Origin of the sequence: Haladaptatus sp. AB618 (genome assembly GCF_024136965.1) — an archaeon.
Taxonomy (GTDB): domain Archaea; phylum Halobacteriota; class Halobacteria; order Halobacteriales; family Haladaptataceae; genus Haladaptatus.
Window position 1 is genome coordinate 667328 of record NZ_JAMYJX010000001.1, and the last position, 17445, is coordinate 684772.

General features: G+C 61.0%; 17 protein-coding genes. 9 read left to right on the plus strand and 8 right to left on the minus strand.

What is annotated here, in order from left to right; all coding sequences use genetic code 11:
* The first annotated feature begins 116 nt into the window (after positions 1-116).
* The 4 genes from NKF26_RS03525 to NKF26_RS03540 all read left to right on the plus strand — a co-directional run bounded on the left by NKF26_RS03525 (position 117) and on the right by NKF26_RS03540 (position 2844).
* A complete protein-coding gene (locus tag NKF26_RS03525; protein ID WP_253225365.1) occupies positions 117-452 on the plus strand; it encodes a cupin domain-containing protein in 336 nt (111 codons plus the stop codon).
* A 121-nt stretch (positions 453-573) separates the two neighbouring features.
* Positions 574-1569, plus strand: coding sequence for a thiamine pyrophosphate-dependent dehydrogenase E1 component subunit alpha (locus tag NKF26_RS03530; protein ID WP_369682124.1), 996 nt, complete (start codon positions 574-576; stop codon positions 1567-1569).
* Positions 1569-2588 (plus strand): alpha-ketoacid dehydrogenase subunit beta, encoded by a 1020-nt coding sequence (locus NKF26_RS03535; RefSeq protein ID WP_253233998.1) that lies wholly within the window; start codon positions 1569-1571, stop codon positions 2586-2588. The genes NKF26_RS03530 and NKF26_RS03535 overlap by 1 nt, the downstream gene beginning before the upstream one ends.
* Positions 2581-2844: a lipoyl domain-containing protein gene (locus NKF26_RS03540; RefSeq protein WP_253225368.1), complete on the plus strand. Its 264-nt coding sequence runs from the start codon at positions 2581-2583 to the stop codon at positions 2842-2844. Before NKF26_RS03535 ends, NKF26_RS03540 begins: the two co-directional genes overlap by 8 nt.
* A gap of 226 nt (positions 2845-3070) precedes the next feature.
* On the opposite strand, the gene icd is transcribed toward NKF26_RS03540, so the two are convergent.
* The 3 genes from icd to NKF26_RS03555 form a co-directional block, all read right to left on the minus strand.
* Positions 3071-4336 (minus strand): isocitrate dehydrogenase (NADP(+)), encoded by a 1266-nt coding sequence (icd, locus tag NKF26_RS03545; protein WP_066141269.1) that lies wholly within the window; start codon positions 4334-4336, stop codon positions 3071-3073.
* Between the two features lie 100 nt (positions 4337-4436).
* Positions 4437-6032 (minus strand): PQQ-binding-like beta-propeller repeat protein, encoded by a 1596-nt coding sequence (locus NKF26_RS03550; protein ID WP_253225369.1) that lies wholly within the window; start codon positions 6030-6032, stop codon positions 4437-4439.
* Between the two features lie 150 nt (positions 6033-6182).
* Complete coding sequence (locus NKF26_RS03555; protein ID WP_253225370.1) at positions 6183-7562, minus strand: PQQ-like beta-propeller repeat protein; 1380 nt, start codon at positions 7560-7562, stop codon at positions 6183-6185.
* Between the two features lie 210 nt (positions 7563-7772).
* Here NKF26_RS03555 and NKF26_RS03560 point away from each other — a divergent pair, with 210 nt between their 5' ends.
* Both NKF26_RS03560 and map read left to right on the plus strand, forming a co-directional pair.
* Entirely contained in the window at positions 7773-8621 is an 849-nt protein-coding gene (locus NKF26_RS03560) for an isoaspartyl peptidase/L-asparaginase (protein ID WP_253225371.1), read from the plus strand.
* A gap of 66 nt (positions 8622-8687) precedes the next feature.
* Complete coding sequence (map, locus tag NKF26_RS03565) at positions 8688-9581, plus strand: type II methionyl aminopeptidase (protein ID WP_253225372.1); 894 nt, start codon at positions 8688-8690, stop codon at positions 9579-9581.
* Between the two features lie 87 nt (positions 9582-9668).
* Here map and NKF26_RS03570 read toward each other — a convergent pair whose 3' ends face one another.
* The 3 genes from NKF26_RS03570 to NKF26_RS03580 form a co-directional block, all read right to left on the minus strand.
* Positions 9669-9869, minus strand: a complete 201-nt coding sequence (locus NKF26_RS03570) for a hypothetical protein (protein ID WP_066141277.1) — start codon at positions 9867-9869, stop codon at positions 9669-9671.
* Between the two features lie 205 nt (positions 9870-10074).
* Positions 10075-11748 carry a TrkH family potassium uptake protein gene (locus NKF26_RS03575; RefSeq protein WP_253233999.1) on the minus strand — a complete coding sequence of 558 codons (1674 nt, stop codon included), beginning with the start codon at positions 11746-11748 and terminating at the stop codon, positions 10075-10077.
* A 1-nt stretch (position 11749) separates the two neighbouring features.
* Positions 11750-12427, minus strand: coding sequence for a TrkA family potassium uptake protein (locus tag NKF26_RS03580; RefSeq protein WP_253225374.1), 678 nt, complete (start codon positions 12425-12427; stop codon positions 11750-11752).
* A 232-nt stretch (positions 12428-12659) separates the two neighbouring features.
* On the opposite strand from NKF26_RS03580, the gene NKF26_RS03585 reads away from it, so the two are divergent.
* From NKF26_RS03585 to NKF26_RS03595, 3 genes are all read left to right on the plus strand, one after another.
* Positions 12660-13196, plus strand: a complete 537-nt coding sequence (locus NKF26_RS03585) for an HIT domain-containing protein (RefSeq protein ID WP_253225375.1) — start codon at positions 12660-12662, stop codon at positions 13194-13196.
* Positions 13197-13259: 63 nt separating this feature from the next.
* Positions 13260-14210: a cation diffusion facilitator family transporter gene (locus NKF26_RS03590; protein WP_253225376.1), complete on the plus strand. Its 951-nt coding sequence runs from the start codon at positions 13260-13262 to the stop codon at positions 14208-14210.
* 96 nt (positions 14211-14306) lie between these two features.
* Positions 14307-14834, plus strand: coding sequence for a plastocyanin/azurin family copper-binding protein (locus NKF26_RS03595; RefSeq protein ID WP_253225377.1), 528 nt, complete (start codon positions 14307-14309; stop codon positions 14832-14834).
* A gap of 56 nt (positions 14835-14890) precedes the next feature.
* On the opposite strand, the gene NKF26_RS03600 is transcribed toward NKF26_RS03595, so the two are convergent.
* A complete protein-coding gene (locus NKF26_RS03600) occupies positions 14891-15829 on the minus strand; it encodes a hypothetical protein (protein WP_253225378.1) in 939 nt (312 codons plus the stop codon).
* 348 nt (positions 15830-16177) lie between these two features.
* The gene (locus NKF26_RS03605; RefSeq protein ID WP_253225379.1) at positions 16178-17431 is read right to left on the minus strand and encodes a tRNA (N(6)-L-threonylcarbamoyladenosine(37)-C(2))-methylthiotransferase; all 1254 of its coding nucleotides are present in this window, start codon (positions 17429-17431) and stop codon (positions 16178-16180) included.
* Positions 17432-17445 lie beyond the last annotated feature (14 nt).

Genomic DNA, 17445 nt, shown 5'->3' on the forward strand with positions numbered 1-17445 from the left:
CAGAAGCGAAATCACGACGATGAAACCGATTCGGTCGAGAGCTTCGAAACTCCGCTATATCATCGTATTTAGCTGTTCCCACAGGGATTGACGATGCTTGCGAGTCAACATCCCTCATGGAATCGATTGCCCTATCGGACCGTGAGGTGACGGAAGCGGTGGACGGCGTGTATCTCGCGCAGTTGGTCGCTGGCGAGCGGATGAGTATCCAGCATTTTCACATCGAACCCGGTGTAACCGTGCCTGAACACAGCCACGAACACGAGCAAACCGGCTTCGTCTACGGAGGTACACTGACGATTATCGTGGACGGCGAGGAGTTCACCATCGAGCAGGACGACTCCTACGCGATTCCGAGCGATGAACCCCACGCGGCGGAGAACCGAACCGACACGCCGGTTCGCGGTGTCGATATCTTCAGCCCTCCGCGACTCGGCGTGCCGTGGAAGTGACGGAAGCGACCGAAATCGGATCGATCGCGATTCACGCCGGGCCGTAACTGAAACTTATTATGGTGAGGGTCGTGCCTCTGCGTGGTAGTGTGCCATGATAGGAATCAGCGGACTGGAGGAGATGTTCGAAAACATGGTGACGGCGCGTCACTACGAGGAACGGCTACAGGAGGAGTATTTGGAGGGGAAACAACCGGCGTTCGACATTTCCGCCGGGCCGATACCGGGGGAGTTGCACCTCGCTGCAGGCCACGAGGCGTCCGGTGCAGGTGTGTGTCAGCATCTGCGTGACGACGACACGGTAACGGGACCGCACCGACCGCATCACATCGCCATCGCCAAGGGCGTGGATTTGGAGCGGATGACCGCCGAGATATTCGGCCGTGAGACGGGTCTCTGTCGGGGAAAAGGCGGGCACATGCACCTGTTCGACCCGGACGTGAACTTCGCGGCCAGCGGCATCATCGCCGAGGGGTGTCCCCCGGCGGTCGGTGCCGGACTCGCGGCGAAGATGCGAAACGAGGACAGCGTGGCCGTGGCGTTCCTCGGCGAGGGAGCCATCGACCAGGGTGGGTTCCTCGAATCGCTGAACCTCGCCAGCGTCCACGACCTGCCGGTCGTGTTCGTCGTGGAGGACAACGACTGGGCCATCAGCATGCCGAAGGGACGCGTGACGGACGTGGAAAACGGTGCCCAGCGCGCGGACGGGTTCGACATGCACGGTGAACGCGTCGATTGCGACGACGCGGTGGCCATCTACGAGGCGGCGGGGGAAGCCATTGGCCGCGCCCGGGACGGCAACGGGCCGACGCTGTTAGAGGTGCAGGTACACCGCCGGATGGGTCACTTCATGGGCGACGCCGAAGGGTATCGCCCGGAGGAGGACACCGAGCGGGCACAGCAACTCGACGCGATCGACCGACTGGAGGAGGATTTGCGCTCGATGGGAACCGACGAGGAAACCCTCGACGACATCCGCTCGCGCGCAACGGAGCGCGTCGAGGACGCCATCGAGTGGGCGAAGGAGCAACCGGAACCCGACCCGGAGGAGGCTTACGAGGACGTGTTCGTGAATCCGCCGGACGGCTACGCGGAAACCCTGCGAGGTGATGAGTGATGGCTGAATCGGACGGAAAGGAACTGACGATGAGTCGTGCGATGGTGGACGCCATCGCCCACGAGATGCGCGAAAGCGACGACGTGTTCGTCATGGGCGAGGACATCGCCGACTACGGCGGCATCTTCGACAGCACGCAGGGACTCCTCGACGAGTTCGACCACGACCGAATCATGGACGTGCCCATCAGCGAAACCGCGTTCATCGGCGCGGCGGTCGGCGCGGCCCAACAGGGGATGCGTCCGATTGCCGAGTTGATGTTCGTGGATTTCTTCGGCGTCGCCATGGACCAGATCTACAACCAGATGGCCAAGAACACCTACATGAGCGGCGGGAGCGTCAACGTCCCGATGGTGTTGATGACGGCCGTCGGCGGCACGTACAACGACGCCGCCCAGCACTCCCAGACGCTGTACGGCACGTTCGCCCATCTGCCGGGCATGAAGGTGGTCGTTCCGTCCACGGCGTACGACGCCAAGGGGTTGATGCACGCGGCCATCCGCGACGACGACCCGGTCGTCTTCATGTTCCACAAGCGCCTGATGGGTATCGGGTGGATGCCCGCCCCGGAGGGACCGAAAACGCCCGTGCCGGACGAGGACTACACCATCGAGTTCGGCGAGGCCGACGTGAAACGTGAAGGCGATGACGTCACCGTCATCACGCTCGGCCTGCACGTGCACCGTGCGATGGAGGCCGCCAAGGAACTGGCGGATGAGGGAGAAGTGGACGCGGAAGTCATCGACCTCCGGACGTTGGTGCCGCTGGACACCGAGACCATCGTCGAATCGGTGTCGAAGACCGGCCGACTCGTCGTGGTGGACGAGGATTATCACTCGTTCGGCGTCTCGGGAGAGATCATCGCGCGGGCCGCGGAAGGCGGACTTTCCGACCTTGACGCGGTCGAGCGCGTGACCATGCCGGACGTGCCGATTCCGTACGCCCGCCCGCTGGAACAGGAGGTCAACCCCGGAACCGAGGACATCGCAGACGCAATCCGCTCCGTGAACGATGAGTGATGGAGACCTCGTCCCGGTCGATTCGGCCGCCGTCTGGCCGGAGGATGCGATGGACGTCGAGGAGGCGGTCGTCTCGAACTGGTTCGTCAGCGAGGGAAGCCGAGTCGAAGAGGGAGACACCATCGCCGAGATTCAGATCGAGAAGGTGAGCGTGGACGTGCCCGCGCCTGCGACGGGCGAGTTGCTGGAACGACTGGTCGGCGAGAACGAGGAGTTCGAACGCGGTGACGCGCTGGCGCGGATTCAGCCCGCGTAATTCGCCGTCGTTCGTTTCGTCGTGCAGAAAGGTTTTACCGCCGTTCCGGTTTCTCTCTTTCATGACCCTACTAACACGTCGGAACCCCCTCCGAATCGCCGGGGTGGCGTTCGTCTTGCCCACGATTCGTACGACTCGCTAGCGACGTGTTTTGGTGGGTGAAAAAGGAAGAATACAGACGGATTGAGCCTCTTCGCGGCGGAGCCGCGAAGGTCAGAAAAACTCTCTACGAGAGTTTTTCGATGTTCTCGACGATGGCGTCAGCGTACTCGCTGGTGGCGAGTTTGTTGCCGCCTTCGATCTGGCGTTCGAGGTCGTAGGTGACGTCGCCGGAGGAGATGGTCTCCTCGACGGCGTCGTAGACGAGTTGGCTGGCGTCCTTCCAACCCATGTAGTCGAGCATGAGACGGCCGGAGAGGATCATCGCGGTCGGGTTGACTTTGTCCTCACCCGCGTATTTCGGGGCGGAACCGTGGACCGGTTCCGCGAGACAGCGGTGTTCACCGAAGTTCGCACCCGGTGCGATGCCGAGACCACCGATCTGTGCGCCGGCGGCGTCGGACATGTAGTCGCCGTTCAGGTTCATCGTGGCGATGACGTCGTACTCGTCGGTACGGGTCAACAACTGCTGGAGCATGTTGTCCGCGATGCGGTCCTTGACGACAATCTTGTCCTCGGGCTGCTCGCCGTCGTACTCGTCCCAAAGCTCGTCCTCGGTGATGGTGACGTCGCCGAACTCCTCCTCCGCGAGTTCGTAGCCCCAGTCACGGAACGCGCCTTCGGTGAACTTCATGATGTTACCCTTGTGGACGAGGGTGACGGAGTCGAGTTCGTTCTCGATGGCGTACTCGATCGCTTCGCGGACGAGACGCTTCGAGCCGAACTCCGTGATGGGCTTGATGCCGATGCCGACCGGACCGTCGTGGATCACGTCGTCGTAGCCCATGTCCTCCTCGACGAAGGTCTTGACTTCCTCGACTTCGTCGGTTCCGGCTTCCCACTCGATACCGGCGTAGACGTCCTCCGTGTTCTCACGGAAGAAGACCATGTCCATCGCCTCGGGGTGTTTGACGGGCGACGGGACGCCGTCGAGGTGGTAGGTCGGGCGGACGTTCGCGTACAGGTCGAGCGTCTTGCGGAGCGCGACGTTCAGGCTGCGGAAGCCCGCGCCGACGGGCGTCGTGAGCGGCCCCTTGATCGCGATGTTGAACTCCTTGATCGCCTCGACGGTGTCGTCGGGGAGGTTCTCGTCGTACTTGTCGCGGGCGCTCGAACCAGCGTAGACGCGCATCCAATTGATCTCTCGGCCGGTCGCTTTCGCGGCGGCGTCGAGAACTTTCTGTGCTGCCGGGCCGACGTCCGTCCCGATTCCGTCCCCGTGAATGATGGGGATGATGGGGTTCTCCGGTACGTCGAGTTCGCCTGTCTCCTCGTCGTACGTGATTTGGGCCCCGTCTTCTGGAACCTCTACTTTGTCGTACTCGTAGCTCATGAACGTGTGAACATCCGAACGAGGAGGATAAAAGGCCTGCCGTTTGTCCCCCGTATGGGCCTTATACTCCCTTAGATAATGGTGCGGTTTCGACGGAGGGTTAACAGCGGTCGTCCGAACCCCCGTCATTTCCGTCGTCGTCGCTCCTGTCCGAACCCCCGTCATTTCCGTCGTCGTCGCTCCCGTCCGAACCCCCGTCATTTCCGTCGTCGTCGCTTCCTGATTCATCATCGTTTCTGTCGTCGTCCGACGAACGCAGTGCAACGAGCGTTTTTCCGTGCCCTTCCGAGCCCGCGTAGTTCGCATAGAGCGTGTTACCCGCGACGACGGGGTAATCGCTCACGACGGTGCCATCTGCGGACGGCACGGACGGCACTGAACGCCTGTCGAGTAGTTTGCCGGTGTCCGTCTCTCTGGTGGCCAGCACGTACTCGACCGCGGTTTCCTCGTCGGTGGGGCGTGATTTCCGCACGAAATAATGAACCACGCCGTTGACGACGACGACCTCACCGGCATCCAACCAGCTCTCACCGCCGTACCATTTCGTTTCGACCTCCCACTCGACTCCGCCGGTATCGGCATCGAGTGCAAGCAACCGACCTTGGTTATCGTCGGTCGTGCCGACGGTGACGTATGCCGACCCGTCACCCGCAGCGCCGAACACAAACTCCTGACCGGCCGGTCGAAGCGACGAATCGGTTTTCCATCGTGTTTTGCCCGACTCCGTATCGAGTGCAGCGATTTCCTCGCTTCGTTCGATGTACAATACGTTCTCGGTTGCGATGAGACTGCCCAACTGCTTTCGTCCCGATTTCCACTCCTCCGTCCCATCGTTGAGCGACAAGGAGTGGACGTACTGGGTATCGTTGAAGCTCTCATACGCCGCGTACACGGAACCGTTCGCAACAGCCAGATATAGGTTGACGGAGCCGTCCGCGAAGCTCCCACCACCGGTGTAGTCTCGTTTCCATCGAATGCTCCCGTCCTCGCGGGACATGGTCAACACTCGATACCCCTGTGCCGGTGTTGTGAGGTTATTATCCCCGATTTGGTGGGTAACGACGAGCGATTCATCGGTGACGGCGAGTTGTCCCCCACCGTGTTCGACGGTCCATCCTCGTTCACCGGTTTCGGCGTCGAAAGTCGTGGTTCGACCCCAGCGACTGAGATACACGACGTTGTCCGCCACGGCAATCCCATCGAAACCGAACTTTCCGACGTACTGATCCCCTTCGACGGTGCCGCGGACCGCAACTTTCAGGTCGGCGTTCCACAGTTCAGTACCGTCAGCTTCATCCAGCGCGTGCAGTACCTGTGTGACGTATGTTCCGTCGCCTTCTTCGCGATCCTGTCTTCGTTCCGAGAGCGTGTAGACGATGCCATCGGCGACGATAGGATACCGGTAACCGAAGTTGTACTGTCTCATACTGCTGTCCACATCCTCTCCGAACGTCCACGCGGCGGACAGCGCTCCGGTCGGAGTGGCACCGTCGGTGGTGTAGTTCGTTTGACCGTTGTCGTAGTTCGCCTGCGGCCACGCATCGGATCCCCAATCGACGCGTGAATCCTCACCATGGTCGGTGAGCACGGAGTTGTTCGTGGAGGCTTGTTTAGCGATGACGGTCCCACTCCCAGCGAGGCCGAGGGCGGTCATCGACAGCACTGTTCGGCGGTTGACCGTTGGTTTGTCGGGCATGATCAGGTTAGAAATAGTGAATGAACGATTATTCCTATGCATGAGTTAAGCGAGATCATCACTGATGCAGATCGGATTAATTATCAGTTAAAATGAAAGATGGTGCAGTGACCACACGTAGCGCAACTGAAAAACGAGGATCGATGAACGTCAGCAGTCGTCGTCCGAGTCGCCGTGTCCGTCGTCGTCGGAACCGTTTGGACTATCGGAGTCGTCGGAGTTTTCGGAGTCTCCGGATTCATCAGAACCGTCCTCGCCATGTGTTCCGTCGTCGCTCGGCCGCAAGGCGACGAGCTGAAACGTATTGTCAGAGCCCTCGATCATCCCGTACACCGTTTGGGAGGTAACGAGTGCACCCGTGTAGTCTTGAGACGGCAGGGTTCGCCTTCGAACGACTTGGAAGGTGTCAACGTCGCGTCCGACGAGTTGAATTTCGCCGTCGGATGTCTCATCTAGTTCGTAGAATTCGTCACCATGAACGCTATTGGTGTAATAGCCGTCCTCGCTGAGCGTTCGTCTATCTCCGGTTTCGATGTCGAACGCGTAGAACTTCTGCCGACCGATGTAGATGGCGTCGTCGGTAACGGCACAGGCGATACCGATGCCGGGCCACGGGGCACTTGGATCGTTCACGTCCGGTTTCTCGAACGTTTGCTGCCACCGCGTTTCGCCGCTTTCCGGTTCGAGAACGTAGAGGGTGTCGTATACCGACGCGACGACTTCGCCCTCCGTGGCGATGAGAGACCCACCTCGGTCGAAATCCCGCGTCCATCTCGTCTCTCCGGTTTCGACGTCGATGGCGTACAGCGTCCCTTCGTAGTCGTCGCTCGCATAGACCATTCCGTGGGCGACCGCATAGTATTCTGTCACAGCAAAGTCGTGCTCCCAGTGAACGGTTCCATCCTCACGGGCTATCGCGGCGGGCCCGGCGTCACCGGCGACGACGACGAACTCGTCGGTTATCTTCGGTGAAAATCCTCCTGCATTGGCGGACCACAGTTCGGTACCGTCCTCGATATCGAACGCGTACGTCATGCCCTCGGAGTTGACATCGATCCCGCTTTCGGTGTTGTACGAACTCGACCCGTTAGCCGTGACGTAAACCGTTCCATCGGCGACTGCCAGATTGGTTCCCCACTTTCTGAAGTCAACGTCCACGGACCAGCGTTCGGACCCGTCCGTCGCGTTCAGTGCGACCAACCCCGGATCATCTATCCGGGTGACGAGGACGGTTTCGTCGCTGACGATCGGTCCGTGATAGACTCCATCGTAGGACCAGGCTTCCGACAACGAACCCTCCGGAGGGCTTCCATTCGGACTGTAGCTCGTGTTACCGTTGTCGAAGCGCGACTGCGGCCACGCGTCCGTGTCGATGTCCACGGTCGAATCGTCGTCGTACTCGGCAAGAACGGACTTGGAGGAACTGGTACTGTTGGCGGTTCGTTTGGCGATGGCGGTCCCGCTTCCGACGAGACCGAGGCCGGCCATCGACAGCACGGTTCGCCGGTTTGCTTTGGGCCTATTGCTCATGCAACTACTGATGGAAAATAATGCATTTTAATTATCAGCATCATAATTGAAACTGCGGATCAAATAACGCCATTAGCAGTCAGATAATCCGACAATATCCGTGGGATATCGTCGTCTCCGTTTCATTCTGTCCGGTTCGAAGAGAGACGAATTCGCGTGCCGGACTGCCGTTTGACGTGTATTTAAGCCACCGTACGCGAGAGCACCCCCATGAACGTCATCGTGCACGGCGGTGCGGGCGGCGAACCGGACGAACCGACACCTCGACAGGGAGTTCTCGACGAAGCAGCGCAGGTCGGCGGCGAAGCGGAAACGGTCGTGGACGCCGTCGAAGCCGCGGTCCACGTCCTTGAATCCTCGCCGCGATTCAACGCGGGCGTCGGCGGTGCGGTCCAGAGCGACGGGGTAGTCAGAACCGATGCGGGAATCATGACGAGCGACCGCGAAGCGGGCGCGGCCTGTTCCATGCCCGGCGTCGAACACGCCGTCAGCGCGGCCCGCGTCGTGATGGAGGAGACGCCGCACGTGTTCGTCAGCGGCGAGCACGCGGTGGACCTCGCCGCCGACTTCGGCGTCGAAACGGGCGTCGACCTCTGGACGGAAAAAAGCCGGGAGCGATGGGCGGAGCACGACACGCCCGACGGGTCGCCGAGCGAGCATCTCAACTGGCTCCGTGAGAAATTTGGTGGTCACGATACGGTCGGCGCTGTCGCCTACGACGGCACGCAGTTCGCGGCGGCGACTTCGACCGGCGGTAGATGGCTCGCGCTCGCTGGGCGGGTCGGCGACGTGCCGCAAATCGGGAGCGGGTTCTACGCGGCCCCCGCCGGTGCGGCGAGTTCGACCGGTGCCGGTGAGGACATCGCCAAAGTGACGCTCACCCGCCGGGCGGTTCGCCACCTCGAATCGGGATACGATGCAGGGGAAGCGGCGGACCGCGCAATCGAGGAGTTCGCGGAACTCACCGGATCGGAAGCGGGCGTCATCGTTCTCGACCGGGACGGCAATTCCGGAAGCGCGTTCAACACCGACGCGATGCAGACCGCCGTGAACCGGTAGATTCGTCGCGTTGCCCCCGTTCGCCGTAACGCAAACTCTTTCCGGCGTTCGGATGAACAACGGAGTATGAGCGAAGAGGTAGACCTCTCTGCCGAGAAGTACGAAAAGCATCGGGAAGCCGGTGAAATCCTCGCACAGGTGCGAGCGGAGGCGGCCGAAAAAGTCGACGTCGGCGTGACCCACCTCGAAGTCGCGGAGTTCGCCGAGGACCGAATCCGCGAACTCGGCGGGAAACCAGCGTTCCCCGTCAACATCAGCATCGACGAGGAGGCCGCCCACGCGACGCCGGGCATCGACGACGAAACCACGTTCGGCGAGGACATGGTCAACCTCGACATCGGCGTCCACGTCGATGGCTGGTTGGCGGACACCGCGATTACCGTGGACCTCTCCGGAAACGACGACCTCGCGGAGGCGAGCGCGGAAGCGCTCGACGCCGCGCTCGAAATCGTCGAACCGGGAGTCGAGACCGGCGAAATCGGCGCGAAAATCGAGTCCGTCATCGACGGCTACGGCTACAACCCCGTCGTCAATCTCTCGGGACACGGCCTCGCCCACTACGAACAGCACACGGACCCGAACATCCCGAACCTCGCCGTCGAACGCGGCGTCGAACTGGAAGTCGGCGACGTTGTCGCCATCGAACCGTTCGCCACGGACGGTAGCGGGAAAGTCGGTGAAGGGGCGGAGGAGGAGATTTTCGCCCTCGAACGGGAGTCGTCGGTTCGTGATCGAAGCGCCCGTAAAGCGCTCTCACAGATCACCGAGGAGTTCCGTACCCTTCCGTTCGCCACTCGATGGTTGGACGTGTCCCGACCGACGATGGCACTCCGTCGCTTGAAGATGAACAACATCGTTCACGGCTACCCGGTCCTCAAGGAAGAGGACGGCTACCTCGTCAGTCAGAAGGAACACTCGGTCATCGTCACCGAGGACGGTTGTGAAGTGTTCACTGAATAATCAACTTTTCTGCAGTTATATTCCGGTGACACGTGCTGCGAACCGGATCGAGAATAGGGCCGCCACCGACGAGAATCTGCTATTCGATTACGCGTTGTTCATCCGCTGGCTTTTCTCCTCACCACACGACTGACATCGCGTGACTCGGTACGGTTCCCGGGAGAACTCGGCGTTTTCCCGTTTTTTGCTCTCGGTTCGGATTTCTACGGAGACCTCGTGTGACGTCTCGCGGCCGCAGTTATCGCACAGTTCTACCATTGCCGAAAACCCCTGATTTTTTGTTGCCATCGTGACTTCCTGCTCGGTTCATACAAGCCCTGACACGAGCATAAAAACCCCTCTCTGTTGGGTGGCGTTCGAACCGTTTATTCGAACGCCGTCTTGCGATTTTGCCATTCTACGGATTCTGAGTGTCCCATTTCGTTTATAGAGCTCCCTGAACCGTTAATGAGGCTGGAACACTCTACAACAGCCGAATACTTTAAATACCTGATTAGGGGTTAAGTCCGAGGACGGCCGAGCGGAGAAATACGAGAACCGGGATTATCTCCAAACGGCCGACCCACATGTTGAGAACGAGCATCCCCTCGCCGAGCGACGACATCGTCGGTCCGACGATTCCGGTCGAAAGCCCGACGTTCCCCTGTGCACTGGCGACTTCGAACAGCGAGTCCGCGTAACCGTGCCCCGGCGCGACGTTGACGAGAACGAGGCTTCCCGAGATTAGCAGGATTATCCACAGCATACTCACGATGGACGCCTCGCTGAACTCCTCGAACATCTGCTCTCGCTTGAGCACGCGATCTCCGATTCGGACGTTGACGACGGCCGAAGAGGGGAGGAAGACACGGGTGAACTCCCACTGAATCCCCTTGCTTATCATGTAGCCACGGATGATTTTGATGCCGCCGACCGTGCTCCCGGCGGCCCCGCCGAGCACCATCGCCGCGCTGAGGATGAGTTTCCCACCGGCACTCCACTTCCCGATATCCGAGGACTGAAAGCCGGTGCAGGTCAGCGCGCTCACGAACTGAAACGTCGCATCGCGGGCCGCGTCGGCCGCCATCGGTGACATTCCGAAGTTTCCGAGCCCGACCCAACCGACCGCGTCGAACGCTTTGCTCGCAGTCGGGAGCGCGACGATGTTCTGGATGGAGAGGCCGAGGACGCCAACGACGTAGAGGATGAACAGCCAGCGCGTCTGGGTGTCCGAAATCAGCGGTTTCGCGTCCCTGTTCCGAAGCATGACGTAGTGAATCGGGAACGCGATTGCACCGAGCGTCATGATGGGGAGCAACACCCCTTCGACCAACGGCGAATCGTAGGACTGGATGGAGTTGTCCGTCACGCTGAACCCACCCGTCGAAAGCGCGGTCATCGCCTCGTTGAGTGCCTGCCAGAAGACGTCGAACAGCGATAACTCCGGCTTCGCGACGAGGATGGCGAGAAACAGCGCCGCCACGGAAATCGCGGTGTAGAGTAGGAAGATACGCCACACGGTCTGGACGGTGTGGATGATGCTCGGGTGAATCCGCTCCTCCCGTGCTTCCGCCCGGTAGAGCGCGTAGCTCCCGCTCCCGGGTCGAGCGAGGATTGCGGTCGTGAGGACGATAACGCCGACGCCGCCGACCCACTGGATGAACGACCGCCACCACTGGACGGCCCGCGGCAACGACGGTTCGTGTACCGCCATCGTCAGGCCGCTCCCCGTCCACCCGGACATGCTCTCGAACAGCGCGTGAAGCGGGTTTTGGAAGTACGCGAGGCTCGACATCGTGGTCGCACCGCCGACCTGGATCGGTTGATACTCCGCCCCGACCGGAACGTAGGTGTTCATCACCGAAACCGGCGTGAGGTGTGCGGCGAGAAACAGCGGCAATCCCCCGAACACCGCGGTGGCGAACCACCCTCCGGCGGCGATGACCATCCCGTGTTTCATCACCGGATCGGGTGCGTCCCCGAAGAGCCTCCGGGCCGCACCCCCCATTCCGGCCGTGATTCCCCCGGAGAGCAGGAACGCAAGTGCCACGTACCACTCCCGAAACGCCAGCGCGACGAGGACGGTGAACGTCATCATCACGGCCTGTATCAGGACGAGTGCACCCACGTCCCGAAGGATGGTTGCGAGGTGCGCCGGAACGCCCGCGACCGTATTGCGTCGAACCATCTCAGCCGTGGTCCTCGTAGTGACCGAAGATGTCGGTCACTTTCGGCGTCGCACCGTTTTCGGAGAAGACGGTGACCACGTCGCCGCCCTCTATTTTCGTGTTTCCGTGGGGAGTGATGACCTCGTTCTCGCGGTCGATAGCGACGACGAGCATTCCCTCGTCGAACAACCCGTCGTCCGCCGCATCCGACAGCGTGAGACCGGCGATGGGGGCGTAGGAATCGACCGTGATTTCGAACACTTCGGCCTTCTTGCCGACCTTCATGTAATCCTTGATGGACGGGCGTTTGACTGCCCGATAGAGGTAGTTCGCGATGAGTCGCTGTGGGTTCTCGATGACGTTCACGCCGAGTTGGCGGAAAATGCTCATGTGCTCGGTGTTGTGCACCACCGAGACGAGCGACGGGATTTCCAGTTCCTGTCCCAGCAGGCAGACCATGATGTTCGTCGCGTCCTGGTCCGTCGTGCTGATGAGCGCGTCCGCGCGGTTCGCCCCCGCTTCCTCCAACGTGTCGAGAATCGTCGCGTCGTTATGGAGGACGAGACAGTCGAACTCCACCGACGCGCGTTCCGCCCGCTCGGCGTCCTTTTCGATTACCACCACGTCGTTGTTGTCCTGTGTCGCAATGCCGATGAGTTGCGAGCCGATATCGCCCGCGCCGACGATGATGAGATACATTCGTTACTCCTTCCTCCGGAGCCATCGGTTGAAAAGATACTGTTGTCACGTCTCTCTGACATCGTCCTCCGCCGGTCGTGACGGCGGTTCGATTCCGGTAAGTGTTCCTTTCGATACGGTTATGAATGGCTTAAATCAGTTATAACCGCTGTTTCGAGCGGAATTCGTTCGCTTCGGGACTGCCCCCGAGACGAGTCTGAAAACCTAAACCGTCCCCCGACGACATCCCGATATGAAACAGGTCTTCGCACCGTGGCGGATGGAGTGGGTCGAGCGCGATAGCGACGAGGAGTTCGACGGCTGTGTTTTCTGCGAGTTTCCGCGTCGTGAAAACGCGCGGGAACATCTGGTCGTCGCGCGTAACGACTGCGCGTTCGTCATGCTCAACAACTACCCGTACAACCCGGGGCACGCGATGGTGATTCCGGACGTGCACGAGAGCGACTACGCGAACCTCGACGACGAGACATTGCTCGGCCACGCACACCTGAAACAGCGGACGTTCGACGCGATGGAGGCCGCGTTCGGTCCGGACGGCTTCAACGCCGGACTGAACATCGGCGAGGGGAGCGGCGGGTCCATCGACCACCTGCACACGCACGTCGTCCCGCGCTGGAGCGGCGACACGAACTTCATGCCCGTCATCGCGGACACGAAAGTCATCGTGGAGGGGCTCGATGACACCTACGAGAAACTGCACGCCGCGTTCGCCGAACAGGAAGGTGCGACCGTGCCGAACCCGGACGCGGCGGTTTCGTTCGAGGAGTGAGCGGTCGTCGCCAACGACTCGACCGCCGACATACCCATACGGCGTGCGGTCCAATCACGAACGATGAATCGGGCGGGGGCGATTCGAACGGCGGGAGCCATCATCCTCACGGCGAACCTCCTCTTAGCCGTCGCCAAAGGAGCCGTCTGGTTCCAGACTGGGAGCCTCGCGGTCGGTTCGGAGGCCATCAACAGCCTCTCGGACGCGATTTACAGCGTCGTCGTCCTCGCCGGATTGTACCTGACGACGCAACCGCCGGACTTCGAGCATCCGCACGGGCACGAGCGAATCGAGCCGTTCGTCTCGCTGTTCGTCGCGCTCGGCGTGTTCTCGGCGGGTGGGTTGGTGCTGTGGCGGGCCGGGACCTCGATCCTCTCCGGCGACATCACGACGACGACGAGCGTTCTCGCTGTCGTCGTCCTCGTCGGTACGGGCGTCGTGAAATACGGACTCTACCGCTACTGCCTGCGAGTCGGTGACGCGGTCAACTCGCCCGCGGTGGTCGCGGCCGGGTTGGACAACCGAAACGACATCCTGACCGCCACGGCGGCCCTCGTCGGTGTGCTCGGCGCTCGGTTCGGATTTCCCGTCCTCGACCCTCTCGCGGCGGGTGTGGTCTCGTTCGGGATTCTGTACACCGGGTGGGAAATCGTCCGCGACAACGTGGACTACCTGGTCGGCCGCGCACCGCCGGAGGACCTCCGTGCGACCATCGTCCAACGCGCGCTCTCACATCCTGACGTCGAGGGCGTTCACGACGTCGTCGCCCACTACGTCGGCCCGGAAATCGACGTGAGCATGCACATCGAGGTCGAAGGCGACCGGACGCTCATCGAAGCCCACGACATCGAAACCGACCTGATGAACACCATTCGGGACATTCCAAACGTGGACGACGTTTTCATCCATATCGACCCGAAGGAACTCGGCGAGTGGAAAGCCGACGCCGAGGCCGACAGGTTGGCGGAGACGTCGGTTGGCGACGAGGAGGGACAACCGGATGGGTCGTCGTAGCAATAAACTAAGGAGAAACGCCCTTCGGGTTTTCAGTATCTGAGAATCGGTATCAGTATTCTTTTATCGAGAGGAGAGAGTGACGAACGTACTCTCATGACTCCCTCTCTTAGCAGGCGGATGCTACTGAAGGCGACCGGAACGACGGTCGTCAGCGCGACGCTCGCTGGCTGTTCGAGCAGCCAGCCTGAGCCGGACAAGACTCCTGCGGACACGACTGTGGTCGTCGGTGCGAACGGCAACTACCGGTTCGACCCCGAAAACCTCACGATCACCACCGGAACGACGGTCGCGTGGAAGTGGAAATCGAACAGACACAACATCGTCGTCAACAAGCAACCCAAGGACGCAAACTGGGAGGGGACGCCCGGCGGGAAGGGAAAACTGTACCACGACGGCTATCGCTACACCCACTCCTTCGACGTCCCCGGCTACTACCACTACTACTGCAACCCCCACCGCTCGATCGGGATGGTCGGCTCCGTCACGGTGAAGGAGGGTTCGGAAAACGGCGGGACGAAAACCAACGAAACGGACGGCGGTAGCGGAAAGACGACGACGGGAAGCAAAGCGACGACGACGTCCGGTGGCGAGACGACGACAACGACCGGAAGCGGGAACTGACTGCCGTTCCTCGATACCTATCGTCCGCGGTTCGGCCTGCCGCTCCGATATTCGTTCTACTCCTCGACGTCTACTTTCGCGGTTCCGGTCACGGCCCCATCGATGCGAGCGGTCACCGTCCCGGTCGTGTACTCCGTCCCGAACTCCTTCGACCACTCGACTGCCCCGCCAGCCTCCACCGAGCGCTCGATGATTGTCGATTCGTCGTCGTCGTACATCTCGTCCGTCGGCCAGTACAGCGCCGCGAGGAACCGTCCGTCGTTCTTCGAGACGTTTTTCGCCGCGAACGAGAGTTTCGCGTTCGAACCTTCCATCGTCGCGTCGAACGACTGGAGTTCGAACTTCGGGGCAGGCTTGGGGAGTTTCGCCACCGCGTCGTCGGGGAGCGACCACTCGGCGCTGTCGTCGTCGTACCGACACCGAATGGCCGCCTCGCTCGCGTCGAGCGGCGACGGCGGTTCGAAGGCGATCCAGCCGACATCGGATTCGTCCGCATAACCCATGTCGTAACGAACCTCACCACGTTCCGCGAACCGTCTGCTCCCGGCACCGATTCCGCCGACATCGTTTGCCGGATAGGTTTCGTCGTCCACGACGAGTTCGAAGGCGTCGTACTCCGGTTTTCCTTTCGCACTGACTGTTTCACCGTCTTGACTCTGAATTTCGGCGACGACGAACTGCTTCTCGTCCGGACTGAGAACCCCACCTGATCCCATGACGGCTTCGTATTCTACCGCTTTTCGAACCGTCGGGTTTACAACGGCAACCCACGCGTCGCCGACGGCCCGTATCGCCGAATCAGAGACTGAAAACGACGCTTTCTGGGGCGGTTCGTCGGCGGTCGTGGTCGAACTCATCGTATCCGTCGTGCCGTTCGTCTTCGTGGACGAGGCGGAATCGTCCGCTCCCGAGGAAGCGTCTCCGAGACAGCCAGCAAAACCGGCGGACAGAGCACCGGCGACGACGAGGAATTCCCGTCGGTTCGTGGGGGACATATTCTCGAATGTTTCGTCTCCCGATATATGTTTTCTGTCTGGGATATTTTGGTGCATGGGCGGAGTGATATTTCGAGAGGATTTCGATTCCCTCGCGATTACAGCAACCGCGGAAACACCGCAGGAGCCTGGTCGCCCCGATATACGCATAATTGACTAGTTAAGGAACTATTCAATTAGGGATGTATACCTCGAAACCGTCCGCCTGATCACGTGAGCATCGCTCGCGTGACCGGGTAGGTGATTTCTGGACCGGTATCGGAGTCGCTACTGAAATCGCGGGAAAACAGAACGCGCTCGTTCGAAGAAAACGATAGAGAACTCGCCGAAACCCCCGCTATCGACGTTTCAGACCGGTTTGCCGAACGCGTAGACGGTCTGGTGGCTGGTGACCTCCACGTCGAGGAAGTCGCCGGGTTCGATGCCGTGCTCGGAGGCGTGCTGGACGATGATCTGTCGGTAGGCTCCGTCCCGGCATTTCACGGAGTCACCGGTGCCTTCCTCCACGACCATCACACGCTTTTCGGTGCCGACCATGTCGTCGTAGGCCGCGCCGACGATGTCCATCTTGAGTTCGGACATCGCCTTGGAGCGCTCCTTCTTGATCGTCCCACCGAGACCCTTCATGTCCGCGGCGTCGGTCCCCGGCCGCTTGGAGAACCGGGTGACATTGAGCTTTTCGGGGCGCGTTTCTCGCAGAAGCGCCATGCTCTGTTCGTGGTCCTCGTCGGTTTCGGTGGGGAAGCCGACGATGAAGTCCGTCGAGAGCGTCCAGTAGTCCAGATACTCGTCGAACGTCTCGACGATTTCGACGTACTCCTCGACCTGATGCTGACGGCGCATGTCGCCGAGCACGTCGTTCGACCCGGACTGCACCGGCGCGTGGATGAAGTTGTACAACTCGTCGTTCTCGGCGAACACCTGCGCGAGTTCCTCGCGGATGCCGTGGACGCCCTTCGGGTTGGCCATGCCGACCCGAACCCGGAAGTCGCCCTCTATCTCGTTGCAGATGCGGTCGAGCAGGACGTGGAGTTTCCGCTCGCCTTGGTCCCATCCGTAGACGCCGGTGTCCTGTCCGGTGATCCGGAGTTCCTTTGCGCCCGCGTGGACGAGCGCTCGGGCCTTCTCGACGTTCTCTTGGACGGACGGCGAGTCGATTCTGCCCGTCGCGTGCTTCGTGATGCAGTACGAACAGTTCGACATACACCCGCGGGCGATGGGGAGGATGCCGACAACGCCGTCCAGCACGGGTTCGACGCCGGGGCCGGGGGTCGGACATTCGCCGTTCGTGACGGCCGTGGGCACGTCGTCCCAGTGGAGGATTTGGGCGTCCACGCCCTCGGTTTTGAACTCATCGCCCTGTGCGAGCGCCATACAGCCCGTAATGATGAGATCCGCCGTCTCCGATTGCAGTTCTTTGGCCCGTCGAACCATGTTCCGCTCCGTCTTCTCCACGACGGTGCAGGTGTTCATGATAGCGACGTCCGCACCCTCTGGTCCCTCGACACGGTAGTGGCCAGCGTCGCGCAGCGCGGACTCTATCTGGCGACTCTCACCTCGGTTCGAGGTGCATCCGTAGGTTTCGATGTGATACCGGGCCATTCACTCCTCGCTTT